The organism is Paenibacillus barcinonensis (assembly GCF_003217495.1).
Taxonomy (GTDB): domain Bacteria; phylum Bacillota; class Bacilli; order Paenibacillales; family Paenibacillaceae; genus Paenibacillus; species Paenibacillus barcinonensis.
The window spans coordinates 61,036-86,866 of sequence record NZ_QJSW01000018.1; the positions used below are offsets into that span (position 1 = coordinate 61,036).

The following is a 25,831-nucleotide window of genomic DNA, read 5'->3' on the forward strand; positions in this document are numbered from 1 at the left end:
CATGATTAAAATTGCCCCATCCATATTATCGGCTGATTTTGCCAAGCTTGGCGCGGAAGTTGCGGAAGCGCAGGCGGCAGGCGGAGACTGGATTCATGTTGACGTGATGGACGGTCACTTCGTTCCCAATATTACGCTTGGACCAGCGATTGTAAAGGCTATAGCACCGCATACGACGCTGCCGCTGGACGTTCACTTGATGATTGAGAACCCGGAACGGTACGTGGAAGAGTTCGCCAAAGCGGGTGCAGCGGTTATTACGGTGCATGCCGAGGCTTGTGTGCATCTGCACCGTGTAATTCATCTGATCAAAGAGCAGGGTGTCAAGGCAGGAGTTGCTCTTAACCCGGGCACTCCGGCAAGTGCAATTCAGGAAGTGCTGGATGATGTGGATATGGTATTGGTCATGACCGTTAATCCGGGCTTCGGTGGCCAGGCATTTATCTCTGGCACGATGAACAAAATCAAGCAGATTCGTACATGGTTGAATGAAAAAGGACGTCACGACGTACATATCGAGGTAGATGGTGGTATAGCTGCCGATACAGCTCCGCTTGTCGTTGAAGCTGGCGCAGATGTTCTTGTGGCTGGTAGTGCCGTATTCGGCCGGGAAGATCGTGCTGCTGCGATAGCCGAGATCCGTAGCAGCTACGAGGGTTAATCATGACCTTCAAGGAGACGCTGTGGACGATGGCTGCGAGTCTGGTAACGGGGCTGGTGCTTGCACTGTTTGCAGTGCTTCAGGCTCCCTACAATGCACTCACGTCATTAATCGGAGTAGCGGTAGTCATTATGTATTTCCGCAAGTTTGATCGGAAGGGACATCGGATTACATTTGTTGTATTTAGCATTTTGTACTATCTCATGAGTGTTTTCATGATTGCTGTCTATCAGTATATTCCCGCGCAAAGCGAAATGGGTGGATGATCTAGCTTGTCATTGTGGAATAGGGACAGCAGGTTCCGCATAAATATGGTTACATGAGCAGGTTTCTCATGTAGCCTTTTTTGTCGTGTTTGGGTGAAAAAGGCCTGAAGCATAGGATACGGCGGATGCATGAGCATGATGGGGAGGGTGAAGTATGAAATTTTACACATTCAAACTGCCGAAGTTTTTGGGAGGATTTGTGAAGGCGATCCTGAATACGTTTCAAAAGAACTGATCTGGGCTACAAGCTTAATAAGCATTGCATGACCTATACGTTGATCAGCAGCATCGTCAGTCGAATACCGCCGCTTGGGCTAGAGGCTTATCTGGAGAACCGGATCTGCAGTACGTGCCATGCGGCGGCCATTCCTGTGTATTCAGGATGTGGTGGCACGGCATGATGTACTTGTTCTGAAGAAAGCAGGGTGTGGAAGGTGCTTTTTGTAAACACCAAAAAAGCACCTGCAAGGAACAAGGTGCTTTTTGCTTACCCGATTTATAGTAGCTTTGCGTGATTATACGCGAGTCACTTTACCGGCTTTCAGTGCACGGGTGCTTACGTATACACGTTTTGGTTTGCCGTTCACGAGAATGCGGACCTTCTGAACGTTTACGCCCCAAGAACGACGGTTACGGTTGTTAGCGTGGGATACGTGGTTACCGGTGCCCGGTTTCTTACCTGTCACATAACATTTGCGAGACATAGATTACACCTCCTATCCTAAAATAACCAGTGCCTTCGGAGAGACGAACGTCATTCCATAAGGACTAAATTGTTCTTTCCTGATCCTGAGATCAGGCTTCAGTAGCTAATGGCGTTGTTCAAGCCGGCATGGCCGGATCATTTCCATTACTTAACCTGCATAAAACAATACTTGAATATAATATCATAATTAAAAAAGCTTCGTCAACTGATCCAAAAACTTTATTTATTTCTCTTGTCTAATATAGTACAATGTTGAATAGTCCATAGTACAGCCATAAATAGGCTGTTGCCGCGGGAAGCCGGAGAAAAAACCGTACGTAGAGGTTGGAGGTTTGCTTTTTTGGCAACGCTGTGAGATGCGGCATTCCATCATTGGCACCAGTCTCCATGCGGCATTCATGTCGGCTTCTGATACCGGTGCATATCCCTATGCCCGCAAACGGGTTGCAGAGAATGCAGCATATTGGTAGCCCGGCCGCCCAGACCGTTTATCCGGCTGACATGTTGTATGATATGCCTGTGCCGGACAAGGTATGGACGAAGAATAACGCAGTTGCGTTTACGCATGAACAGACCAAAATGATTCTTGGTGCAAGGTGTTCGTGTATCAAGCTAGGAAGGGGAATTCTCACTTGAGTATACGTTCTTTAAATGGAACAGATTTTACCGCAATGGTCATTGCCGGAGCGGAACAACTAGGGCAGCACGCAGAGCATGTCAATTCCCTGAATGTTTTCCCTGTGCCGGATGGCGATACGGGAACAAATATGAATTTGACAATGACTGCTGGTGTTGCAGAGATTAAAAGAAAAAGCTCTGCCTCCATTGGAGAAGCTGCCGGAATTTTATCCAAAGGCCTGCTTATGGGTGCGCGCGGTAACTCAGGGGTTATTTTATCCCAATTGTTCCGTGGATTCAGCCGTTCAGCAGCTGCGCATGAGGAATTGAATACAATTCAATTTGCTGCCGCCCTGCAAAACGGTGTGGACGCAGCATACAAAGCTGTAGTCAAACCCGTTGAAGGCACCATTCTTACCGTAGCCAAGGAAGCGGCGAAACATGCCACCTACTACGCAAGACGGACGAATGATATAACTGAATTAATGAGCGAAGTTCTGTTAAAAGCAAAAGAAGCACTGGCGATGACTCCGGAAATGCTTCCTGTGTTAAAGCAGGTTGGTGTAGTCGATTCAGGTGGTCAGGGGCTTGTATATATTTATGAAGGTTTTATGGAAGTGCTGCTGCAAGGTGAGGACGGTTCACGAGCTTCAATACAGAAATACTCCGTTCCGTCAGCAGCCGTGAAGCCGTCTGTTCAATCAGAGACGGTTACAACGAAGGCGGCACAGGTCATTGCTCCTGAGATGCCGATGTCCGCTCAAGCACGTTTGGAAACGGAAGATATTGAATTTCTGTACGACATGGAGTTCTTTATTAACCGCGAGCTTGGAGAAAACGCTGGAACAGCATTTGATGATGAGACGTTCCGGAAAGCGCTGTCAATAAATGGAGATTCCATTATCATTATTGCAGACGATGAAGTGATCAAGGTACATGTACATTCCAAAACACCTGGTGATGTATTAAATCTAGCTTTGAAGTATGGCGAGATTACTCAGATTCATATTCTTAATATGCGCGAGCAGCATCGCGATTTGCTGACTGCGGGTATGGACGGGGCAGCTTCACCTGATCTGTTTGCAGATATACCTCAAGAAAAGACAAGCACACTTGAAGAAGCGGTGTTGCCGGCTGATGAAATGGCGCCTTACGGTTTTATTGCGGTGTCTTCTGGTGATGGCATTGCAGAGATTTTCCAAAGCCTGGGTGTGGATATTATTCTGTCGGGTGGACAGACGATGAATCCAAGTACAGAGGACTTTGTTAAAGCGGTGCGTTCAATCGCGGCTGAACAGGTGTTTATTTTGCCGAATAACTCCAACATTGTACTTGCTGCTGAGCAGGCTCGTGAGTTACTGGAGGATGAGCGCCGAATTACGGTTATTCCAAGCAAGACCATTCCACAAGGAATGGCAGCTGCGTTTGCTTTTCAGGAGGACGAGTCTGCTGAAACGAATCGGGATCAGATGCTCGAGGCGATTGGCCGTGTACAGTCGGGTCAAGTGACTCACGCCGTTCGGGATACACAGTATGATGAACTGGATATCAAGTCGGGACACTACATCGGTATTCATAACTCCAAAATTGTTGCAACAGATGAGAGCATGCTGAATGCTTGTGAAGGTCTGCTTGCACAGATGCTGGAGAGAGGGGACGAGGTCGTTACGATTCTTGAAGGAGAAGAGGCTGACCCCGAGGTGACTGGTGCTTTGGCTGCATGGCTGGAGGAGCAGTATCCTGATGCTGAGATCGAGGTACATCAGGGAGGACAGCCTGTATATTATTATCTGTTCTCTGTTGAATCCTGATCAAAGCTAACCTCACAAGCCTATCACTGCACCTGATGTGCTGAACGGATGGAATGCTGAACAAGTGCGAGTGCACTATTGGTGAAGAGGAGGAATGCACATGGACCACAAAGTTGCGATTGTAACAGACAGTACGGCGGATATACCCGAGGAACTGGTTCGCAAGTATGGTATACATGTCGTTTCCCTACGTGTATTGTTTGGGGAAGAAGCCTATGCGGACGGGGTGGATCTGACCTCTGAGCAGTTTTACGACAAATTGAAACAAAGTGCTGTGCTGCCAACAACTTCACAGCCTTCTCCTACTGACTTTATGAACGTATACCAGACTATGCTGGATGAAAATCCGGACAGACCTATCGTATCCATTCATCTGTCTTCCGGCATGAGCGGTACGTATCAGTCTGCGTTGCTCGGCAAGTCACTTCTTGAACGTGAAGCAGATATTACGGTAATCGATTCGAAATCAGCTTCATACGGGTATGGTTTGATGGTGGTGCATGCAGCCGAGCTTGCCGAGCAGGGTAAGTCTGTGGCTGAGATTGCGACTGCAGTTGAGGCGATGCGGCAATCCCGAAAGCTGTTTTTTCTGGTGGATACGCTGGAGTATTTGCAGAAGGGCGGACGGATTGGCAAGGCCTCGGCTATACTGGGGACGCTGCTTAACATTAAACCAATCCTGTCTATTGATGAAGAAGGCATCATCTATGCTGTAGAGAAAGTCAGAGGTCACAAAAAGGCAATGGCACGCATTATTGAGCTGTTTCAGAAGGACTTGGCCGGAAAACGGGTTAACGTGGCGGTAGGTCATACCGCTGATCCTGCCTCGGCAGCCGCTTGTGCTGAACAGTTAAGGGGTCATTTTACACTCAATGAAGTGATCTATACCAATATCGGGGCCGTCATCGGTAGTCATGTGGGACCCGGTGTCATTGCAATTTTTATGTGGCCTGTTCCGGAATGAGGGATTAGACATGAAGCTTGAAGATATATCAGTGAAACAAATTAATGGCGTGAGTGCTCTCAGAGAGGGGGAGCTTCACGCCTTTGGCATCTCTAGTGTGAAAGACCTGTTAGAGTATTATCCGTTTCGATATGAAGATTATCGTCTGCGTTCGCTCAGTGAAGTCAAGGATGGAGACAAAATTACGGTGAAGGGACAAGTTATGGGGGTTCCGGTGCTGCAGCGTTACGGCAAGAAGTCACGTCTAACCTGCAAAATAATGACCGAAGAGTGGATGGTTACGGCTACGTGGTTCAACCGTCATTTTCTCAAAGACCAGCTTACCCCTAACCGAGAAATTGTGCTCACAGGTAAATGGGAACAGAAGCGTATGCAGCTCACCGTGTCTGACTCGGAATTTCCTGATAAAGGAGATGGGCGTTCTGGCACTTTGCAGCCAGTTTATTCCGTCACGGGCAAGTTAACGCAGCAGTGGATGCGCAAAACGATTAACCAGGGACTCATTCAATACGGGGATATGATTCCCGAGATTCTGCCTTATTCCTTAATCAAAAAATATAATCTCATGCCGCGCAAGCAGGCTATTGCTGGTATTCATCGTCCACAGGACAACCAGGAGGGCCAGCGGGCCAGGCAGCGTATGGTTTATGAGGAATTATTTTTATTCCAGCTCAAAATGCAGGCGTTCCGTGCACTTAATCGCAATCGGATGGATGGCATGGTGCATACAACGGATAATACGACAATTCGTGAGTTTGTGCGAAGCTTGCCGTTTGAGTTGACGGATGCGCAGAAGAGAGTGGAGCTTGAAATATTGCATGATATGCGTGCACCCTATGCGATGAATCGGCTCTTGCAGGGAGATGTAGGGTCCGGCAAAACGGTGATTGCAGCGATTGCGCTCTATACAACTGTGCGATCAGGCTTTCAGGGGGCTCTGATGGTGCCTACGGAGATTTTGGCAGAGCAGCACATGCGTTCCTTGCAGAAGCTGTTTGAACCGTTTGGTGTTACAGTGGGCCTGTTAACGGGCAGCGTGAACGGACGCAAACGCAAGGATCTGATTGCCTCCTTGCAGATGGGCATGATTGATATTGTTGTGGGTACACACGCCCTGATTCAGGAGGATGTCTTCTTCCGGGAGCTGGGCCTTGTGGTAACGGACGAGCAGCACCGCTTCGGGGTGAATCAGCGCAGCGTTTTAAGACGTAAAGGGTATAATCCTGATGTGTTAACGATGACGGCTACACCGATTCCGCGGACACTTGCGATTACGGCTTTTGGAGATATCGAGGTGTCCACCATATCGGAGCGGCCGAAGGGACGGATTCCGATCTCCACCTATTGGGTGAAGCATGACATGATGGAGCGTGTGCTTGGTTTTATCTCCAGAGAGGTGGATCAGGGTCGCCAGGCTTATCTGATCTGTCCGCTCATTGAAGAATCGGAGAAGCTGGATGTGCAGAATGCCATTGATCTGCATGTGCAGATGCAGCAGAATTTTCCGAAGTATAGAGTAGGACTGCTGCATGGGCGCATGACTGCTGCGGAGAAAGAAGAAATGATGCGCGAATTCTATAGTAATAACATCCAGCTGCTGGTGTCCACGACAGTGGTGGAAGTTGGCGTCGATGTACCGAATGCCACGTTGATGGTGATTATGGATGCGGATCGGTTCGGTTTGTCCCAGCTGCATCAGCTTCGCGGCCGTGTCGGTCGTGGTGCGCATGCATCGTACTGTGTGCTCATCGCTGATCCCAAGACCGAGGTTGGGCAGGAGCGCATGAAGGTTATGACGGAAACCGAGGATGGCTTCGAGGTGTCGCGGCGTGATCTGGACCTGCGGGGGCCAGGGGATTTCTTTGGTACCAAACAGAGTGGATTACCGGAATTCCGCTTGGCTGACATGGTGGCAGATTTTGGCGTACTGGAGCAGGCGAGAGATGATGTCTCTGCGCTTATTGCAGACGCCACGTTCTGGACATCTGTTGATTACGCGTCTTTGCGCGATTTTCTTCAGGAGCAGCAGGTGTTCAAGGGGGATCTGATAGATTAACCTTGGCTGCAAAGTCAGAGCCAGAGTGCAGGCTGGATCGGGCTTCCGATGTATGATCTGCATTGTGATTGTATGATGTGTAATCTGTGGTCTGATCTGTATACGCAATCTGGGATGTGAAGTGTTTGTTTTAATGCATGTTTGTAAAAAGTGACAAGTAACCAAGCCCTACCGACATATGAATAAGAGTGAGTTCATTTTTTGGGAGGTGCTGTACGTTTTGGGTTATCAACAATATGGAATCAGTCCGCAGCTGGTGGAGCGGATCAAACTAAAGATGAAAAATCCTGCGGTCAAAGAGCGCATCAAAAAGCTGATTGATGGCGTGAGCAAGTCCGATTTACAGGATAAAGCGAAGGTCCGCAGGCTGATCAAATCCTCCGCGGTCATTATGAATGAGCATTTTACGCCAGCACAGGAGGAGCAGTTTGTTGCCTTTGTCATCGCGCAGAAGATTGATCCCAACAACACATTTCATTTGATCAAGCTGTGGGGCATGTTTAGGTAGAGCTGATGTAATCATGTGTGGTGTGCCCCAAAAGGCGGCCTATTTACACGCTGGCACTCATGAGAAGGGCATTCCAATAGTCATATGTGACTTAATGGAATGCCTTTTTTGTTTTGGTGAAGCTGTGGGGATGGGGTGAAGTCCACGTATGTTTGATAGCACGGCGTTTCAGAATGATATTGCAGGTGCCCCATAATTAAAGCTTCTAAAAATAATATACCTCAAGGTGTAAACAAAATGTACCATACTTTTCCTTATAATAACTTTTGTAAGCGATTACATTTTATTGGGGGGATCAGTGTGGGTGCATGGTTTAAAGGTAAATTCCGAAATAAGGCAATCACGATTATTACTGTGATCAGTCTTACAGGATGGGTATGGGGGGAAGTGCCTTATTCTGCATCGGCAGAAGAGGCAACAAATTTTCACACGCAGCAGGGTGGTGTTTTTGATGGCATGCCGTTATTCGACGGTGTCCCGGAACACTTGGATGCCTTTGTTGATGCTTACTTTGATTACACGGGACTGGAGGGGCCAGCGGTATATGTTACGGGATCGCGTAATCATTATACGCTGACCAAGGGTGTGAACGCGGGGAAAATTATTCCTGGCGCATTATCTGCTGCGGATAACGTTCAAGGCGTATCTACAGATTTCCCGGCATTGATCGGTATGGGGCAAAGCTGGAACAAAGAGCTTTTATCTGATATTGGTAATGTCATGGGCAAAGAGAAAATCAGCAAATTAAAGGTTAAGCAGGGCCAATCGAACATTCACGGAGGCAGTGATCCTTCGCTTAGTGTTGCATTTTCGGTAGTAAGCGATATGCGGATCAATCCGTTAAGTGGACGCTTTGACGAGGGGTTCTCGGAAGATCCTAATATGGCGGGTGTTTTGATTGACAAGATGGCCTCGGGTTTAAGCGGTATAGATGAACCCGATACTGCAGATGGGTTCTGGATGAGAGCTGCGGTAGGCACGAAGCATTACTCTGTCTATAATGCACAATGGTTCAGACAAACAGCGAGCAACAGTGCGGGTGCTCGTGCATTGTTTGAATATCAGACGCAAGCAGCACTTCCCGGATTCAAATCAGGTTCACTTGCAGGTACGATGACATCCTTCGGGCGAACCAACGGTATCCCTAACATTTTGTCACCGCTTCAGTTATTAGCGAACCTGGACGCGAAGTATGGTGTGTACAGTTCGCCTGATTTCAACGGAGATGCGATTGTGTCTAACGCCAACCAGATGGGGAACGGATACGATGATCGTTACGCGGTGGACCGGACGCATGCAACGGTACTGATGGCGCTGGCCAAGGCCAATGCAGGCCGCCCATCAGGCACGACGCCTGCTGATGTAACAGATCTCGTGACGCTTGTGGAACAAGGGGAGTATGGTATTACAAAGGAAGATCTTATTGAAGCAGCAAGACCTCATGTGAACCAGTTGGTTCGTTTAGGGATTTTCAACGAGACGGATGATCAAGGGATTCCGAAGGACTACCCGTTTGCTAATAGTGCCAAAGACGTACGGACAACTGCACCGGATGACTATAACCAGGCAAGTCATCAGGAGGTAGCACTTCGTGCTGCGCAGGAAAGCATTGTGCTGCTGAAAAATAATCAGGTACTTCCGCTGAAAAAAGGTAATCAAGCTGCTGTATCCGGGATGTATGCGGATGCACGTTTTAAAACAACCTATTCGGTGGGCACAACACCTGTTCTGGAGAATGCAGGAGAATCTCCACTGCTTTCGATTATTAAATTGAATGGTGGGGACAACGTTAATTATACTTCAGGTGCTGAAGTTATCGAACTGAGCTCCAAATCAAATCAGCAAAGGGTCACGGCCGATGTGAATGCTGCTAATGCAGATACAGCAGGAGCTCAGCTTATCACAACTGCTGAAGCTCAGGCTGATGAAGGCTCAAATGCTTCTTTGTTTGAAGTGTATGATTGGGGGCAATCCGGCGAAAGTTTGAAGTCTTTGTATAATGAGCGTTGGGTGACTTCACCTGCAACTAATGGGGCAGTGGTAGGGAATACAGATGCCACTAGCTTGAATCTGACGAAAAATGACTGGAGTTTGCCGGAGATGATTGGCAACACAAGTGCCATACCGCCAACTTTAAGGATGGAAAGTAATGAAGATGGCTCAGTATCAATCGTGGCAAACGGTTATCGAACTGGATTTTCCGGAGATTTTACAAACTGGTATTATGCCAATGGCCGTCTGATTGAAGTGGATCAAGAGAATAAGCTGATCACTGCCGCAGCCCCATTGGGAAACAAGGAAAAGCCTCGCAATCGTACAGACGCAGCCAAATTTGAGAAGAGAATTGTTCGGAAGGCCGGTGAGGAAGCCGCAAAGCGGGCCATGGTAGATGATTATGCCATCGTTTTTGTTGGAGCTGTGCCAAGGCACAGTGCAGGTGAGGGCAATGATCGCTCAAGTCTGGATATGGGAGAAGCAGATTATACACTGGTTGAGCGTGTCTCGGCTGCATTCGCCGCTGAAGGCAAACCCACCGTTGTTGTTGTAAAATCAAGTTTCCCTGTAAGTATGGAACGGATTCAAGATAACCCCAACATTTCTGCTATCGTATACCAGCCTTATGGCGGACAATATGATTCGTATGCGCTGGCCCAAGTATTATACGGAGATTATGCACCTTCAGGACGTTTGACTTCCACATGGTATGCAAATATGGACGCCCTTCCAGCTATTAATTCTTATGTGGTACCTGAAGGCAATGCCTCGAATCTGGACATGATTGATCCACGCTTCACGGTGGATATGACTAACGCTGATCCAATCGAAGCGAGACTGACCTATATGTATACCGATGCCAAAGTTACCTATCCGTTCGGTTATGGTTTATCCTATTCGAATTTTACGTACAAAGCTTTAAACATGCCTTCAACCATTAGCGGAGATGAGCCATTCGTAGCATCGGTCGAAGTAACCAATACCGGTGATGTGGCGACATCTGAAGTTGTGCAGATCTATGCCCGAAATAATCATTCCGCTTACGGAGCTTATGTACCCAAAACGAAATTGGCAGCTTTTGAGAAAATATATGTTGAACCCGGTCAAACGAAGAAAGTACAGCTACAGGTGAACCCGCGTAGCCTCGCTCTATGGGATGTCAATCGAAATGATTGGATCGTTGAACAAGGGAATTATGAATTCAGGATGGGGAGTTCTGCAGCTCAGGAAGACGTGAAGATATCCGGGATGGTGAACATTGAAGGTCAATCTGCAGCTCTATTATCCCTTGTCAAGCCAGTCAATGTCTATGACCACGCATTTGCCTCTAACAAAGTGGTATATCACGAGGTGTCCAAGAAAAGAACGGCGCAGCAATTAAAGGCCGAGTCAATTGTGGGAGGCTATTATGCCGTTCGCTCGAAGCAAGCGGGATCCTGGGTTGCTTTATCCAGGGCAAATCTTACGGGTGTACAAAAAGTGAAAGCGTCTGTCGCATCCAATGTAAGAGGAGGAACGATCTCCCTTCATGCGGATTCTCCTGATTCAAAAGCGCTTGCTGAGTGGAACGTACCTATTACGGAACCCGTGACCTATACAATGAGTAATGCTAACGTAACGGTGAAGGAACTAGGCTATGTTGATGTAGAAGCAGATGTGTCCACGATGATAAGCGGGGTTCATGACTTGTATCTTGTATTCCATGAACCGGATCTTCGGATCGACACTGTATCATTTAAAATTAAGGAACCAGGCCCTGATGCGGGAAGTCCGGGTTCGAGTTCTGGTACGAATTCGGGCTCACCAAGTGCAGCGGGATCGGGTCAGAACGGAACTACTGTGGGGTCTTCGGGGATTACAACCGAGCCGGGATCAACATCGAACATGGTAAAGGTTCAAAAGGCGGACGAGGTGGATCAGCTTAAAACGAGTAAAATTGGCACATTAGGTGTTCAAGTACTGGGAAGTCCATGGAATGTAATCGTTCAAGATCAGCGGGGCGGGCATGTCATTGCAGAACTGCCTGTCAACGACGGCGTTTCGGGCAGCGCAACCACCATCGTTCATGTGAGTGATACAGGAAAGCTGACTTCGGTGCCCAGTGTGTTGACGTATGATGCAAACGGAGCTCGGGTGTGGAAGGTATTGATTTATGAAGAAGGGACATATGTGGCTATTCAATCTGCACGCTCCTATGTTGACGTGGGGTCATCAGCCTGGTATGCAGCCGATATTGCAAAAGCGAGCAGCCTACTGCTGTTAAACGGTGTATCGGATCGTCATATGCAGCCAGAGGGAACGACGACGACAGCACAAACGTTGATGGCTGCGTTAAATGTACTCGGAATTGATGCTGGAGCAGCAAGTATAAATGAGAAATGGTTTGATCCCGTATTACGAGCCGTGGTTGAACATGGGCTCATGGAAAAAGGACAATATCTGCCCAATGCACCGATGTCCAGAGAAGATATGGCTGCAGTCCTTGTTCAGGCGATGAAGTTGACACGTCTCGATGCAGAAATGTCGCAATCCGAGGTGGATTCATGGCTGAGCGGCTTCAAGGATAGGGACCAATTAAAGGCGGAGAACCGGACTGCCATGGCATTTGCTGTCCGTCTGGGAATATTTCAGGGTACACCGGATCAGCAGTTGGCACCACAGAGCAGCTTGACACGTGCACAGCTTGCGACCGTTCTGGTGCGCGTACACAAACGTATTGTGGAGAGCCTGCTCGTTGATCAAGCAAAGTAGTTCCCCGCACAAACGATATGCAATGTATAACAAAGAACCAGGCCCTTTAACCATGGCCTGGTTCTTTGTTATTGCGATTTACTTTGTGCTGTTTCCGATATTCCTCGGGGGTTAAGCCGGTCATTTTTTTGAATACACGGAAAAAGTATTTGGGATTGTCGTAGCCGAGTTGCTTGGCGATGCGGTAGATTTTGTCGTCGGTGCTGGTGAGGGTGTGTTTGGCGTGTTCAATGCGCAGGCGGTTGATATAGTCGGTAAAGTTCTCGCCGTGCTTTTCTTTGAACAGGAAGCTGAGATAGCTCGGGTTCAGATAAAAGAGAGATGACACCCATTCCAGCGTTAAATCCTTCGCATAGTGGAGATCCATATATTGCTTGACGTTGTCGATGACCTGATCGGAGCGATAGGGATTGTATTCCTGCAGCAGCAGTGCTGTTCCTGACAGCACCTTGTCGATATACTGCCTTATGGCTTCGATATCAAACGAAATGTCCAGCACAGCTTCCAGACTGGAGGATGCATTCCCGTTGCCTGTGCCGATTCCGCCGCTGCTTTGCAAATATCGCTGCAGCAATCGTTTGGTCTCGGCGACGATATCCCGGCATTGTTCCTTCAGATGAGCGAGCAAAGCGTCAGGCTGCCGGATAAAAAAGGCGAAGAAATCAGCAACAAATTCTTTGACTTTGGACACGTTGCCGCTTTCGATGAAAAACAGTAGCTCATGTGAACGATTCCAGTGTAAAGAGGTTAGCGGTAAAGGCTCTTCTGCATAGATGTAACATTTGCCAAAGTCGGTAATGGAGCGTTGATCCAGTGCCAGGATGGTCTGATGATGTGCTTCCCGGATACGATTCACATCGGATATAGGCAGACTGACTCCAATACAGCATTCAGCAGCAGCGGCTTCTGCCAGAATATGTCCCGCATGTTCAATGGATCGTTCCCTTAGCTGCTCCGCAGCACAACCCTGATCATACATGAGCAGAAACACAAGATGCTCGGATTGGGGATGTGGGATGGCAAGACTTTGCGGGAACGAGGGCAACTGTCCGGCTGTGTAGGGTTCAGGACTATACATCGTCATGAAGACGAGATGATCGGCATCCAGAATGGCCTTGAATTCACGAGATCGGAACACAGGACGTTTCGCAGGTATGTGGGCGTTCAGCACCAGATGCAGAAAAGCCTGGTGATCAGTATCTATTCTCATTTGTTCCGTCTCTACAGTCAGCTGAACAACTTCCTGCTTCAGTGAGCGCTCCTGTTCGAGCGTATGAATAGCCTGCTGTAACGCATGTTGAACCTCGTCCCGGCTAAAGGGTTTGAGCAAGTATTGGACCACTTTGGCCGAGATAGCCTCCTGCATATAATCAAAGTCGGTGTGCCCGCTAATGACGATGAGTTTGATATGTGGATACCTTTCGCTTACGGTCCGAATCAACCATTTTCCGTCCACCTCAGGCATACGCATATCTGTGAACACAATGTCAGGTCTGAAGGATTCGATCAGCTCCAGCGCATCGGCTCCGTTATCAGCTTCGCCCAGCAATTGTAACGAATGTTCCGAGGTATCCAGTTTTTTTAACAGACCTTTACGAATCAACGGCTCGTCATCTACAACGATAAACGTATACATAAGCGGCACCTCTACTCTCAAAGACTTGGAATTTCGACGGTAATCCGTGTACCCTGATGCACTTCGCTTTGGAAGGTCAGTCCGTACCTGTCACCATAATACAGAACAATTCGTGAATGCACGTTTTTAATGCCAATGCTCTGCTTGAGCCTTTGACCGACAGAAATGAATTCAGGCGGCTGTGACAACAACTGCCTTAGCTCATTCACCTGTTCGGGTGACATGCCTACGCCATCATCGCATACTTCGAAAATAATTCGTTCTTCTTGAAGCTTGCCAGTAATGGTGATGGAGCCTTTTCCACGTTTATTCTCCAATCCGTGATAGATGGCATTTTCTACGAGCGGCTGCAGGAGCAGCTTCAGCATATGGCAGCTTCTAACCTCAGGGTCCACAAGCAGCTTGAAGCTGATCTTGTCACCATATCTGATCTGCTGGATGGCCATATAATTTTCCACATGCTGAAGCTCCTCGCTGACGGTTACGCGTTCACTGTCGGTTTTGATGCTATAACGGAACATGTCACCCAGTGATTTGGTCATCACCACAATACTCTCCACTTCCTCAATCTCTGCGATGCTGTTGATCGACTCAAGTGTGTTGTACAGAAAGTGAGAGTTAATCTGTGCCTCCAGTGCTTTCATCTGTGAATCGAGTGTCAAAATTTTGTTCTGATAGCTCTCTCGAATGTGGGTATCAATCTGTTTCATCATTTTGTCGAATTCGTGATACAGTATTCCGATCTCGTCAATCTGCTTGCTTCTTTTGGGTTTGATCTTCACAAAGGGGTGAGATTTGGTTTTGCGCATCATTTTGGTTAATTCGATAATCGGTTTGGTAATCAGATTTGATAAGAAAAAGGAAAGCAACAGGAAAATGACAGCACAGCTTACGGCGATGTATAACAGCAGCTTCTGTGAGATGTTGTACTGCTCGTACAGTCGTTCCAATGAAATGTTCGCAATGACATTCCAGGGATGTCCGGGTACTTTTTGCATGACGGTCATGATTTTATCCTGAATGACTTTATACTGTGAATTGCTGTTAACATGCTCCATGGCTGATACAAGATTGGCGGCAAGCGGTTGTCCGATCGGTTGTCCATCGGTGGAGTACAGAATTTTCCCTTGATCATCCGCCAAATACAGGTTCGATAGGCTGGGAGCAGGATTGCGTTTCAATCCATCAAAAATATTCATGCTGCAATCCAGCATAAATACCCCGAGAAACTCGTGATTGTTCGGGTCATAGAGAGCCCTTGAAAAACCGATGGACTGCTTGGCATTAATGATGTAGGGTTTAACCCCGACCTCGCCCACATATAAATCGCCTTTACGCTGAATGGTGTCCAGGTACCATTGATCATGAAGAGCAATGTAATCGAGACGCAGATCCGTGCCGCTACTTCCATAACTAATCCATTTTCCATCCGGTGTGAACAGATACAGTCCATTAATATAATTGTATCCGAGCAAAATATTTTCAAAAATAAGCTTCAGCTTGCTGCGTATCATAAAAATGTCGTACTGATCATTCGTATTGTTCAGCTTCAATAATTCGTCGCTTACTGTACTGTAAGCGGTTGCATTGGAAGACTGCTGAAGCAGCGTGACCGAGATTCGGTCGATGTTCTGCAGAATTTCCTCCATGCTTTTGACCGAGTTGCCGATCGTTGTGGATGTTACCAGTGAAGTCTGTTCGTTGACCAGCTTGGTATAACTCTGGTAGGAACTGACGGATACCACAATAATAGGCACAATGGATACAAGAACGAGGACCAGAAACAATTTGGTTTTGATGTTGAACAGAATCATACGTGCTCCCCCTGAGAATGTCAAATCTAAAAATAGTGCACCAAACAAGCTAAAGTAAATGTACTGACGCCCACCGTATGATGATAATGTGCACAAAGCAAGAATAAACATGAATCGGGGGAATGACAAGATGAAAAATAGAAAACGGCTGTGGGCATTGACTTTGGTGCTGCTGATGACATTTCTGAGCGCATGCAGTTCTTCGGGTCAAGAGCAGAGCAACGCCGACAATAATGGCGGAGGAAATAATGATTCCGCCAAGCCGATCACGTTAACGATGATGCTCTCGGGAAATAAAGCCTCCGAGGGGGAAGACTTTGATCTTGAAACACTGCCCCGTCTGGTTAAAGAAAAATTTCCGAACATCACATTAGAGGTGCAGAAGCTTCCGGATGATCAGTACAATACCTCAGTACGGACGAAGCTGGCTGCCGGGCAGGGACCGGATATTTTCTGGATATTCCCTAAAAATGCGGCCGGCGGAGTTATTGATTTTGCCAAGGCCGGTTTTGCTGCAGATTTATCAGACCTCAAGTTCTGGGACAACATCAGTGAAGGTGCCAAAAATGATATGTCCTTCGAGGGCAAGCCGTATGGAGTCGCGAGAGGACTGGATTTTCTAGGCGTGTATTACAACAAGGAACTGCTGCAGCAAGCGGGTTATTCCGAATTTCCGAAAGACTGGTCTTCCTTCCTGGAGCTGTGCCAGAAGCTGAAGGATGCGGGAATTACGCCGATTGCGATGGGCGACAAGGACCCTTGGGTGATCCAGTTCGGAATGTACCAGATCGCCGCCAATATGGTGTACCCGAACGATATGGATTTTGATGTGAAGCTGCAAAAAGGAGAGACCTCACTGACTGATGCAAAGTGGGTGCAAACGATCTCCAAATATAAAGAGCTGTATGACAAGAACTATGTGGTGAAAAATTCATTGGGTATTGGAAGTGCTCAATCTGCACAGCTATTCATCGACGGAAAAGCAGCGATGACCTTCACTGGCACTTGGGACTATGCTTCAATGACTTCCAAAGGTGCGGCTGACTTCACTCGTGGTTTCGCATCCCTTCCTGGCAATGATGCCGGCAAGCCAGTGTATGTATCTGCTGCAACATCAGCGGGTTATGCACTCAATGCCAAATCAGCTAATCTGGATGCAGCGAAGCAGGTGCTGAATTATTTGTTTGACGGACAATCCGAGCTATTCAAGGCGTTTGTGGCCTCTAACAGTTCAATTAATGTGTACAAAGGCGTGACGCTGGAAAATGAATTGTTCAAGGAAGTCAATGATAACTATCAGCAAACGGGCAATTCGGTCTATTTCAGCAATCAGATGTGGCCTGCTGGCGTGTCGGATGTGATGCAAGCCAAGTTTGCAGAGATTATCGCCGGACAGAAGACAACTCCTGAGCAGGTAGCTGACGCTATGGAAAGCAAATTCAGAGAGCTGTGGAAAAACTAGCTTCAGCAAGCTTTGAAAATGAGATTCAAGAGACATGATCGGTTGCACGGGGAAGGGGGCTTGAAACCGCTTCCCTGGCTTCGGTCTTTTTGGAAAGGATGGAGCAAGATGAACTCAACCGTTATGAAAAAGTCCATGTACTGGTTCGCGGTACCCGCATTACTCTTTTACCTCACCTTCTGGATTTTCCCGATCCTGCGGTTATTTCAGTACAGCATAACGGACTACAATGGCTATGCTCAGGCTTACAGTTATATCGGGCTGGATAATTACAAGGAGCTGTTTCGCGGTGATATTCTCGGTGTATCTCTCAAAAACACATTGATCTATACATTGGTTACTGTAATTGCAGGCAATATTATCGGTCTGGCCATGGCTTTGCTATTAAATATGAAAATTAGAGGAACTGGAATCTACCGTTCTTTGGCCTACATTCCTACGTTATTCAGTGCAATCGTTGTGGGCTTTCTCTGGAGTTATGTATATATGCCGGATTACGGGCTGATTTCTTCCTTTCTGGATAAACTGGGCATTGCAAATGAACTTAATTTTCTAGGTGATTATTCAACCGCACTTTATTCAATCATTCTGGTGGAAATCTGGAAAACGATTGGCACAACGATGATTATTTTTCTCGCGGGTCTGCAAACGGTTCCGAATGATCTGCTGGAGGCTGGACGGATTGATGGGTGTGGTCCATGGCGGCTGCTACGGCATGTGAAGATTCCTCTGTTGGCTACAGCCATTACCATTAATGTAACGCTCAGTCTGATCAATGGGCTCAAGGCATTTGACTTCCCGTTTATTATGACCAACGGCGGGCCAGGTACAGCTACGAATACGTTAATCTTTTCAATCTATAAAATGGCATTTACCGAGCAGCTTTTTGGCAAGGCCTCTGCTCTGGGTGTCATATCGTTTGCCGTGATCATTATTATTACAGCGGTGTTTGTACTGAAGATGAACAAGCGGGAGGTGTCGGCATGATGCTTCGTCGATGGATGGGAAAAGGCTTTGCGCAGCTGGCGGTCATACTGATTATGACGCTGAATCTGATTCCGCTTATCATTGCCTTTTCAACTTCGCTGCGTGATCCGAAAGACAATACGAACCCGTTAGTTCTGTTTCAAGGTGTATCTCTGGCAAGTTACAAGGCCGCCTTTGAGCGCATGCATTTTCCGGAAGCGCTCTGGAACAGCATCGTACTCACCGGGGTATCCGTCATCTTTGTTGTTCTGTTCGCGGCAATGGCATCGTATCCGATGGCCCGGTTGAAAACAAGGCTCAGCAAATTTATGTATTTGTTTTTCCTGTCGGGTCTGGTCGTGCCTGCACAGATGGTGCTCATCCCCATCGTACAGATGATTAATGCATTGCATATTCCGACCAATCAATATACACCTATCTTTATGTTTATTACCTGTAGCTTGCCGTTCTCTACGTTCCTGTACACGGGCTTTATTCGCAGTGGTGTGCCTGAAGAAGTAGAGGAGGCTGCTCATATTGATGGCGCAGGACTCTTCCAGCGGTTCTGGACGGTTGTGTTTCCACTGCTTATTCCAGTGACAGTTTCGGTTATTATTACGCAGGGTGTATGGATTTGGAACGATTACTTTTTTAATATGATCTTTATTTCGGGGGCGGGGGATTCCCCTCTACCTTTGGCCATGCTTGGCTTTTTGGGGGATCAGCAAAATCCAACCCAATGGAATGTGCTGTTTGCAGCCTGTTTCCTGTGTGCGTTGCCACTGCTGCTGGTGTTTTTATTTTTACAAAAATACTTTGTTGGCGGTATGACGGTTGGCGCTGTTAAAGGCTAAGGAGGAGACCTGATATGAGCGAAATAAGTGATAAGATGATGAGTGAACAAATGATGAGTCCGCATATCACCAATGCACTATGGATGGAGCAGGCTCAGCAATGGATTCCTAAGCTTTATGAGCAGAAAATATTTCCGAAGCAGCTGGTTCGTTCCGTATCGGATGTACATGCCTTTCAAGGGTGGCGAATAGAGCCGGTCGCCCCGGTGGAAGCCATGTACGAGCAGGTGCTTCGTAAGGGGGACGAGATCACGCTGGATTTTGGTCAGCATCTCGTCGGTTATGTCACCCTGTCGCTGTTGAATGTGCGAAGCAATGCCGATGCTCCTTTACGTTTAAAGCTGACCTTTGGCGAGATGCCATGTGAGATAGGGGAGGATTTTGCCACATATGAGGGCTGGCTCAGTCGTTCCTGGCTGCAGGATGAGATCGTTAATGTTGATGTGCTTCCGGGTACAATTACGCTGGACCGCCGCTATGCTTTTCGTTATTTGAAGCTAGAAGTATTGGAAACGTCCATTCGGTATGATCTTCAGCTCAAGGATGTGTTCTGTACAACCGTAACGTCTGCTTCGATGGCTGCTGTAGCCCCACTGCCCGCGAGCACGGATCAGGAGCTGGTCCAGCTTGATCAAATATCCATTCATACCTTGCGTGATTGCATGCAAACCGTGTTTGAGGACGGGCCGAAGCGTGACCGTCGCCTCTGGATCGGGGATCTGCGTTTGCAGGCTCTGGTCAATTACGAGACGTTTGGGCGCAATGATCTGGTGAAGCGTTGCTTGTATCTGTTTGCCGGGTCAAGGCTAGAAGGCGGGCAGGTAGGAGCGTGTCTGTATGAGAAGCCGCAGCCTTATGTGGACGACATTTATTTATATGACTACTCGCTGTTTTTCATCACTACACTATGGGACTATTACGAAGCAACGAAGGATCGGGATACCCTTGAGGCGCTGTGGCCTGTTGCTAGAGAGCAGATGGATATTGCGCTGAAGCGGCTGGATGCTCGTGGCATTGTGCAGGATGATGAGACGTGGTATTGCTTCCTGGATTGGCATGAGCAGCTGAATAAGCAGGCGGGTGCACAGGCGGTGTTGATCTATGGTATGAAAAGAGGTCTATGCATTGCCCGTGAACTGGGGCTGACGGAGCATGAGCAACAGATTCAAGCGCAGATTCGACTTGCTGAAGAAGCGGCTCTGCGATTTTTATGGGATGAGGAACAAGGTTTCTTCATAAGTGGTGAACAGCGGCAGGTTTCGTGGGCATCACAGGTATGGATGATTCTGGCTGAAGTGGTGGATGTGGAGGTGGCGCGTGCATTGCTGCAACGGTTGAAAGGTTATAACGAGGCGATTCCAATGAATACGCCTTACATGATGCATCATTATGTGGAGGCACTGCTCCAGTGTGGACAAAAAGAGGACGCGTTGGAGCAGATCCGCACCTATTGGGGCGGTATGATCAAGGATGGAGCAGATACGTTCTGGGAGCTATATAATCCCGAAGACAAGACGTATTCACCATATGGCAGCAATCTGATTAACAGTTACTGTCATGCGTGGAGCTGTACACCGAGTTATTTCATTAGACGACATTTTGCTGTAACAGATAGCTGATCTTTACAGAACAGATGCCATCCCTTTCAAGTATTCTATGATGAAGTCTCAGGATGCAGATATTCAGGTCAATCGGATAAATCCGATTGGCCTTTTATCATTTTCACAGGATATTCTTTGCTTTCCCGGGAGCAGAACGGTAAACTGTTGCATACAAGTAGTATGATTTTCAGGTGCACCGGGATACAGGGCAATTTCCGGGCACTGTTGTTTATTTTCAGATAGATGTGGGGGAAGTCGCGTTGGAAATGTTTACAATGCTGCTAGGTCTGTTTGAGCGGGCGGCGCTGCTGATTATCTTTTTATTCTTTCTGTCGCGTGTGCCGCGGTTCAGGCAGATATTGCAGAAGGGAAAGTTAAGAAAGCAGGAGTACGTTGCGGCTACACTGTTATTCTGTGCCTTTGCTATTTTTGGTACATATACAGGCATTAATGTGGAGGGTTCCTTGGTCAACGTACGGATTATTGCTATTCTGTCTGGTGGAATCCTGTTTGGCTCGCCTGTTGGCATGATTACAGGCATTGTCTCCGGGGTTCATCGGTACTTGATCGATATGGATGGGATTACCGCGATTCCATGTCTGATCACAAGCATTCTTGCGGGTCTGGTGTCCGGTTACATTCATAAATACACGCCCAAATCCAAGCGCTGGATCATTGGTATTGGTGCAGGCATGATTATCGAAGCACTTACGATGCTGTTAATCCTTCTGTTTTCGTATCCTGATCCGTTAGGAGCAGACATCGTTTCGAAAATTGCCCTGCCGATGATTCTGGGTGAGGTGAACATTGGTCTGATCGTACTTCTGGTGCAGAGTGTGGAGGGGGAGAAGGAATTGATTGCAGGTCGTCAGGCCAAGCTGGCACTGGAGATCGCGAATAAAACATTGCCCTACTTCCGCTCGATTGATGAGAACTCACTCCGCAACGTATGCCGAATTATACAGGAGGATATTCAAGCTGATGCGGTGGCCATTACCGATACACGAAATGTGTTGGCTTATGTCGGTTTCGGGGAAGAGCGATATCATATTGGCAATGAGATTATTAGCGAGATGACCAAAAGCACGATATCCAGCGGGGAAATTATGATCAGCAACGATGTGACGGATGAGAAAACGCCTGATATCCACTCCCTGCTCATTATTCCACTGAAGGAACGCGGTGAAGTAACAGGTGCGCTCAAAATCTATTACCGCAAAGCCTACAAAATAACGTATCCCCTGCAAACGATGGCTGTCGGTCTTTCCCAGATCATCTCCACCCAGATGGAGGTCTCACGCGTAGAGGAGATTAAGGCTGCGGCGAACAAGGCGGAGCTGCGCGCACTGCAGACCACGATTCATCCTCATTTCTTGTTTAATGCGCTGAATGCAATTGCTTCGTCCATTCGCACGAAGCCGGACCGTGCACGGGAGCTGATAGTGAACCTCTCAGGTTATATGCGTTACAATCTGGAGCTGTCGGACGAGTTAATTGATATTCATAAGGAACTGGAGCAGGTCCGCAATTATGTGGAGATTGAAAAAGCACGTTTTGGCAGCCGGCTAACTGTGATCTATGAGATTGATGAAGTGGCGGTGCATATTCCGAGTCTGGTTATTCAGCCGCTTGTGGAAAATGCGATTATTCATGGCATCCTCAAGGTGAAAGGCCCCGGAACTGTACGGATTCGCGTGCAGGATTATCCTGATTTTGTTCGTGTCAGCGTAAGTGATACGGGCGCAGGCATCAGTCCCGATATTATAGAGAAGGTTTACCATGACCGCATGCCAGGCAATCAGATTGGGCTGTATAACGTGCATCGGCGGGTGAAGCTGATCTATGGACAAGGCTTGACAATTACAAGACTTGAGCAGGGAACGGATATTTTATTTGATGTGCCCAAAGGAGATGTCATAACAAGGTGATGATGGATATATGAAAGCGCACGATGGAGGTATTTCATGAGAGCATTAATTGTGGAAGACGAAATTCCGGCTAGCGAGGAACTGAGTTATCTGATTCAGGAGCATAGCCGGATCAAGGTTGTGGACTGTCTGGAGGATGGCCTGGATGTGCTCAAGTTTCTACAGGAGCAGGAAGTCGATGTTATTTTTCTCGATATTAACATTCCTTCGCTGGATGGTATGATGCTGGCGCATCATATTGGCATGTTTGCACGCAAACCCTATATTGTATTTACGACGGCTTACAAGGAGCATGCGGCTGAAGCTTTTGAACTGGAGGCATTCGACTATATTCTGAAGCCTTACGATGAGAAACGGATCGCAGCCATGCTGCACAAGCTGGAGGCGACCTTCAAGCGGGACCGCGAGCAGAATGAGGGGATACAAGGTGGTGACCAGGCGCAGGCAAACGCAAATGCCCAGGGACATCAAGGGGCACAAGGATATGCTGCAGACCATGACCATGGATATGAACAGGACAACCAGACAGGAAAACGTATCAATCTGCTGCGCAATGAAAATATCATTGTCACCGATTCGGTGGATATCTATTATGCAGAAGCTCAAGAAAAGGTGACCAAGGTTTATACCAAAAACGGGGAGTTTACGATGCCTGTCAGCATATCCGATTTTCACAGCCGTTTGCCGCAGGATACTTTCTTCCGCTGTCATCGTTCCTATCTCGTGAATCTCTCCCAGATTCGTGAGATTGTACCCTGGTTTAACAATACGTATTTGCTACGTCTGCGTGATTTGGAGGCGGAAGTGCCTGTCAGCCGTGGCAAGGTCAAAGAATTCAGGCAGCTCATGCGCATATAGCGGCAGTTCATTCCGTAATTGATGCAACTCATGCTCCAAACGGCCGAATGAATCCCCTTTCATGTATGATTGGCTTGTGAACAACGTTCCGCTTACCTCAGGTAGCATACAGGAATGTTCAACAGGTTCAAGACATCGGCAAAGGGGAGATTACGATGAAAGCAGCTATTTCATCCGCTTCATCAGCATCTGATTCAACCATGACATCATCTATAAAAATGAACCGCTGGCTTATTGTACTGGGTACGATTATTGTACAAATGGGGCTTGGCACAATTTACACCTGGAGTTTATTCAATCAGCCATTGTCTGATCGTTTCGGATGGGACGTTAGCTCTGTGGCGATTACTTTTTCAATTACGAGCTTTGCTCTGGCATTTGCTACATTATTTGCAGGGCGGCTGCAAGAACGCTGGGGGCTTCAGCGCCTGATTCGTATAGCTGGTATCGTGCTCGGACTTGGGCTAATTCTTAGTTCACAGGTCAGCTCATTAACGTTGTTGTATCTGCTGGCAGGCTTTGTCGTTGGCTTCGCGGATGGTACAGCGTATATCACTTCCTTATCGAACCTGATCAAGTGGTTCCCTGAACGAAAAGGCCTGATCTCGGGTATTTCCGTTGGTGCCTTCGGTACGGGCAGCTTATTGTTCAAATATGTGAACTCTGCCTTGATCGGTGCGGTTGGTCCGGCGCAAGCGTTTATGTATTGGGGTATCATCGTTCTGCTTCTGATCGTTGCAGGATCATTCCTGATCCGTGAAGCGGTCGTTCGTGAGCAGACTCCGGTTAGTATCAAAGAAGGTGCTGGGGTGAGACCGGCAGAAGTCCCTCATGAATACACAGTCAAAGAAATGCTTCGTACGAAGGAAGCGTATATGCTATTCGGTATTTTCTTCACGGCATGTATGAGCGGTCTATACCTGATCGGTATTGTCAAAGACATAGGTGTTCAGCTTGCAGGACTGGATATAGCGACAGCAGCGAACGCAGTGGCGATGGTTGCGATTTTCAATACGGCGGGCCGGATCATTCTGGGGGCCCTGTCGGACAAAGTAGGACGTATGAAGGTTATCGCAGGAGCGCTGCTGGTGACTGCTGTAGCTGTCATGACGCTGAGTCTCGTGCCACTGAACTTTGGTATCTTCTTCGCTTGTGTGGCAGCCATTGCCTTCTGCTTTGGTGGTAACATTACGGTGTTTCCAGCGATTGTAGCCGATTACTTCGGTTTGAAAAATCAAAGCAAAAATTATGGCGTAATCTATCAGGGATTCGGACTTGGCGCTCTGGCTGGGTCATTCATCAGCGCATTGCTGGGTGGCTTCCATCTCACCTTTATCGTGATCGCCGTGCTCTGTGCGGTGTCGCTGCTGATGGCTTTGATCATCACCCCTCCGGGTTCAAACCGCCGGACAAGCGCCTCTCAGAAAAAGCAAATGCAATTGAACCCATCTTCACGTGCAAGTTAAACCGTGGCATGCATCGTCGTGGTGCATGATGCAATTTTTGCTTAGCTTATTGAGCTGAACGAGGGCTGCCTTTAAAGATAGCATCCTTACAAAATAAATAAACATGACAGGCAAACGGTCTCTGCTGAGATCGTTTTTTGCTGTCGAAAAAGGCATGACCCATGCGGAATATTCCCTTGCTATATTTTTCATGGGGGAGCCATTGGGCATATCGGTATCCGTAACTATGCTTCTGCATCCCGGCGATGTGCATTGCAACTGTGGCTTCTGTTATACTCAAGATGAGTCGGGGACATCGTGCACTTCGATGACGTGGCATGTTGATCAACAGCCGCTGCACAGTTACATTAAATGATGTATTCCAAGGAGGCACATTCATGAATTTTTTGAAATACACAGAACCGGACTTTGAACATTATTATGCACTGGTTTCCAATGAGGAAGTCATGAAACAGATTACCGAGCGTGCAATCCCCGAAGCGGAGGCTAAAACACAGTTCGACTCCATGCTGGACTATAATCTTCGTTCATTGTGCGGGCATTACCGAGTAAATTTGCAGGATGATGCAGGTGTCGCTTATGCCAAATTAATTCAGGATGAGGATAATCCGTCGCGTGCGGAGATGGGGTACATGATTCTGCCGGAGCATTGGGGCAAAGGTCATGGAACAGCGATTGCGTCCCGTCTGATTATACAGGCTCAGGCCGCAGGCATTGAGTTGCTGTATGCCGTGATTGATCCTTCCAATGTGGCATCCCGTCAAATTTTGCTCAGACAGAACTTTGAATCGACGTGGACGGGAGACTATGATGGTTTGCCTGGTGAGATATTGGAGTTGAATCTGCGTCCTGGCAGATAAGAGGTTGGGTTATTTCGTGAAAAGTCGCCGCCAAGCGACTTTTTTTATTT

General features: G+C 47.7%; 20 protein-coding genes. 17 read left to right on the plus strand and 3 right to left on the minus strand.

Going from position 1 to position 25,831, the window contains the following annotated elements; translation table 11 throughout:
* The first annotated feature begins 1 nt into the window (after position 1).
* From rpe to DFQ00_RS29625, 4 genes are all read left to right on the plus strand, one after another.
* Positions 2 to 661, plus strand: a complete 660-nt coding sequence (rpe, locus tag DFQ00_RS21745; protein ID WP_110898586.1) for a ribulose-phosphate 3-epimerase — start codon at positions 2 to 4, stop codon at positions 659 to 661.
* A 2-nt stretch (positions 662 to 663) separates the two neighbouring features.
* Complete coding sequence (locus DFQ00_RS21750; RefSeq protein WP_110898587.1) at positions 664 to 927, plus strand: hypothetical protein; 264 nt, start codon at positions 664 to 666, stop codon at positions 925 to 927.
* Positions 928 to 1,081: 154 nt separating this feature from the next.
* Entirely contained in the window at positions 1,082 to 1,162 is an 81-nt protein-coding gene (spoVM, locus tag DFQ00_RS21755) for a stage V sporulation protein SpoVM (RefSeq protein WP_019424875.1), read from the plus strand.
* A gap of 28 nt (positions 1,163 to 1,190) precedes the next feature.
* Entirely contained in the window at positions 1,191 to 1,328 is a 138-nt protein-coding gene (locus tag DFQ00_RS29625) for a hypothetical protein (RefSeq protein WP_174812131.1), read from the plus strand.
* A 114-nt stretch (positions 1,329 to 1,442) separates the two neighbouring features.
* Here DFQ00_RS29625 and rpmB read toward each other — a convergent pair whose 3' ends face one another.
* Positions 1,443 to 1,631 (minus strand): 50S ribosomal protein L28, encoded by a 189-nt coding sequence (gene rpmB / locus DFQ00_RS21760; RefSeq protein WP_024631107.1) that lies wholly within the window; start codon positions 1,629 to 1,631, stop codon positions 1,443 to 1,445.
* Positions 1,632 to 2,265: 634 nt separating this feature from the next.
* On the opposite strand from rpmB, the gene DFQ00_RS21770 reads away from it, so the two are divergent.
* The 5 genes from DFQ00_RS21770 (at position 2,266) to DFQ00_RS21790 (ending at position 12,336) form a co-directional block, all read left to right on the plus strand.
* Entirely contained in the window at positions 2,266 to 4,062 is a 1,797-nt protein-coding gene (locus DFQ00_RS21770) for a DAK2 domain-containing protein (RefSeq protein WP_110898589.1), read from the plus strand.
* A 100-nt stretch (positions 4,063 to 4,162) separates the two neighbouring features.
* Complete coding sequence (locus DFQ00_RS21775) at positions 4,163 to 5,026, plus strand: DegV family protein (protein WP_110898590.1); 864 nt, start codon at positions 4,163 to 4,165, stop codon at positions 5,024 to 5,026.
* Positions 5,027 to 5,036: 10 nt separating this feature from the next.
* Positions 5,037 to 7,082: an ATP-dependent DNA helicase RecG gene (recG, locus tag DFQ00_RS21780; RefSeq protein ID WP_110898591.1), complete on the plus strand. Its 2,046-nt coding sequence runs from the start codon at positions 5,037 to 5,039 to the stop codon at positions 7,080 to 7,082.
* Positions 7,083 to 7,302: 220 nt separating this feature from the next.
* On the plus strand, positions 7,303 to 7,590 hold the full coding sequence (locus tag DFQ00_RS21785; RefSeq protein ID WP_110898592.1) for a stage VI sporulation protein F: 288 nt from the start codon (positions 7,303 to 7,305) through the stop codon (positions 7,588 to 7,590).
* A 300-nt stretch (positions 7,591 to 7,890) separates the two neighbouring features.
* Positions 7,891 to 12,336, plus strand: coding sequence for a glycoside hydrolase family 3 C-terminal domain-containing protein (locus DFQ00_RS21790; protein WP_167433796.1), 4,446 nt, complete (start codon positions 7,891 to 7,893; stop codon positions 12,334 to 12,336).
* A gap of 46 nt (positions 12,337 to 12,382) precedes the next feature.
* Here DFQ00_RS21790 and DFQ00_RS21795 read toward each other — a convergent pair whose 3' ends face one another.
* On the minus strand, positions 12,383 to 13,993 hold the full coding sequence (locus tag DFQ00_RS21795) for a response regulator transcription factor (RefSeq protein WP_146236210.1): 1,611 nt from the start codon (positions 13,991 to 13,993) through the stop codon (positions 12,383 to 12,385).
* Positions 13,990 to 15,786, minus strand: a complete 1,797-nt coding sequence (locus DFQ00_RS21800) for a sensor histidine kinase (RefSeq protein ID WP_110898595.1) — start codon at positions 15,784 to 15,786, stop codon at positions 13,990 to 13,992. Before DFQ00_RS21800 ends, DFQ00_RS21795 begins: the two co-directional genes overlap by 4 nt.
* 130 nt (positions 15,787 to 15,916) lie before the next feature.
* On the opposite strand from DFQ00_RS21800, the gene DFQ00_RS21805 reads away from it, so the two are divergent.
* The 8 genes from DFQ00_RS21805 to DFQ00_RS21840 all read left to right on the plus strand — a co-directional run bounded on the left by DFQ00_RS21805 (position 15,917) and on the right by DFQ00_RS21840 (position 25,781).
* A complete protein-coding gene (locus tag DFQ00_RS21805; RefSeq protein WP_110898596.1) occupies positions 15,917 to 17,248 on the plus strand; it encodes an ABC transporter substrate-binding protein in 1,332 nt (443 codons plus the stop codon).
* 108 nt (positions 17,249 to 17,356) lie between these two features.
* Positions 17,357 to 18,235, plus strand: a complete 879-nt coding sequence (locus DFQ00_RS21810; protein WP_110898597.1) for a carbohydrate ABC transporter permease — start codon at positions 17,357 to 17,359, stop codon at positions 18,233 to 18,235.
* Positions 18,232 to 19,068, plus strand: coding sequence for a carbohydrate ABC transporter permease (locus DFQ00_RS21815; protein WP_110898598.1), 837 nt, complete (start codon positions 18,232 to 18,234; stop codon positions 19,066 to 19,068). Before DFQ00_RS21810 ends, DFQ00_RS21815 begins: the two co-directional genes overlap by 4 nt.
* A 14-nt stretch (positions 19,069 to 19,082) precedes the next feature.
* Positions 19,083 to 20,687: an alpha-L-rhamnosidase-related protein gene (locus DFQ00_RS21820; protein WP_244213955.1), complete on the plus strand. Its 1,605-nt coding sequence runs from the start codon at positions 19,083 to 19,085 to the stop codon at positions 20,685 to 20,687.
* Positions 20,688 to 20,944: 257 nt separating this feature from the next.
* Positions 20,945 to 22,597, plus strand: coding sequence for a sensor histidine kinase (locus DFQ00_RS21825; RefSeq protein WP_110898622.1), 1,653 nt, complete (start codon positions 20,945 to 20,947; stop codon positions 22,595 to 22,597).
* A 36-nt stretch (positions 22,598 to 22,633) separates the two neighbouring features.
* Positions 22,634 to 23,455, plus strand: a complete 822-nt coding sequence (locus DFQ00_RS21830) for a LytR/AlgR family response regulator transcription factor (protein ID WP_110898599.1) — start codon at positions 22,634 to 22,636, stop codon at positions 23,453 to 23,455.
* A gap of 200 nt (positions 23,456 to 23,655) precedes the next feature.
* Positions 23,656 to 24,921, plus strand: coding sequence for an L-lactate MFS transporter (locus DFQ00_RS21835; protein WP_110898623.1), 1,266 nt, complete (start codon positions 23,656 to 23,658; stop codon positions 24,919 to 24,921).
* Positions 24,922 to 25,298: 377 nt separating this feature from the next.
* Positions 25,299 to 25,781, plus strand: coding sequence for a GNAT family N-acetyltransferase (locus DFQ00_RS21840; RefSeq protein WP_167433797.1), 483 nt, complete (start codon positions 25,299 to 25,301; stop codon positions 25,779 to 25,781).
* Positions 25,782 to 25,831 lie beyond the last annotated feature (50 nt).

Excerpts from the sequence above, each read along its gene's own strand:
- rpe (WP_110898586.1), top strand. The coding sequence starts at position 2 with ATGATTAAAATTGCCCCATCCATATTATCGGCTGATTTTGCCAAGCTT.
- DFQ00_RS21835 (WP_110898623.1), top strand. The coding sequence starts at position 23,656 with ATGACATCATCTATAAAAATGAACCGCTGGCTTATTGTACTGGGTACG.
- recG (WP_110898591.1), top strand. The coding sequence starts at position 5,037 with ATGAAGCTTGAAGATATATCAGTGAAACAAATTAATGGCGTGAGTGCT.
- DFQ00_RS21775 (WP_110898590.1), top strand. The coding sequence starts at position 4,163 with ATGGACCACAAAGTTGCGATTGTAACAGACAGTACGGCGGATATACCC.
- DFQ00_RS21820 (WP_244213955.1), top strand. The coding sequence starts at position 19,083 with ATGAGCGAAATAAGTGATAAGATGATGAGTGAACAAATGATGAGTCCG.
- DFQ00_RS21750 (WP_110898587.1), top strand. The coding sequence starts at position 664 with ATGACCTTCAAGGAGACGCTGTGGACGATGGCTGCGAGTCTGGTAACG.
- DFQ00_RS21825 (WP_110898622.1), top strand. The coding sequence starts at position 20,945 with ATGCTGCTAGGTCTGTTTGAGCGGGCGGCGCTGCTGATTATCTTTTTA.
- rpmB (WP_024631107.1), bottom strand. The coding sequence starts at position 1,631 with ATGTCTCGCAAATGTTATGTGACAGGTAAGAAACCGGGCACCGGTAAC.
- DFQ00_RS29625 (WP_174812131.1), top strand. The coding sequence starts at position 1,191 with ATGACCTATACGTTGATCAGCAGCATCGTCAGTCGAATACCGCCGCTT.
- spoVM (WP_019424875.1), top strand. The coding sequence starts at position 1,082 with ATGAAATTTTACACATTCAAACTGCCGAAGTTTTTGGGAGGATTTGTG.
- DFQ00_RS21805 (WP_110898596.1), top strand. The coding sequence starts at position 15,917 with ATGAAAAATAGAAAACGGCTGTGGGCATTGACTTTGGTGCTGCTGATG.
- DFQ00_RS21830 (WP_110898599.1), top strand. The coding sequence starts at position 22,634 with ATGAGAGCATTAATTGTGGAAGACGAAATTCCGGCTAGCGAGGAACTG.
- DFQ00_RS21815 (WP_110898598.1), top strand. The coding sequence starts at position 18,232 with ATGATGCTTCGTCGATGGATGGGAAAAGGCTTTGCGCAGCTGGCGGTC.
- DFQ00_RS21810 (WP_110898597.1), top strand. The coding sequence starts at position 17,357 with ATGAACTCAACCGTTATGAAAAAGTCCATGTACTGGTTCGCGGTACCC.
- DFQ00_RS21800 (WP_110898595.1), bottom strand. The coding sequence starts at position 15,786 with ATGATTCTGTTCAACATCAAAACCAAATTGTTTCTGGTCCTCGTTCTT.
- DFQ00_RS21840 (WP_167433797.1), top strand. The coding sequence starts at position 25,299 with ATGAATTTTTTGAAATACACAGAACCGGACTTTGAACATTATTATGCA.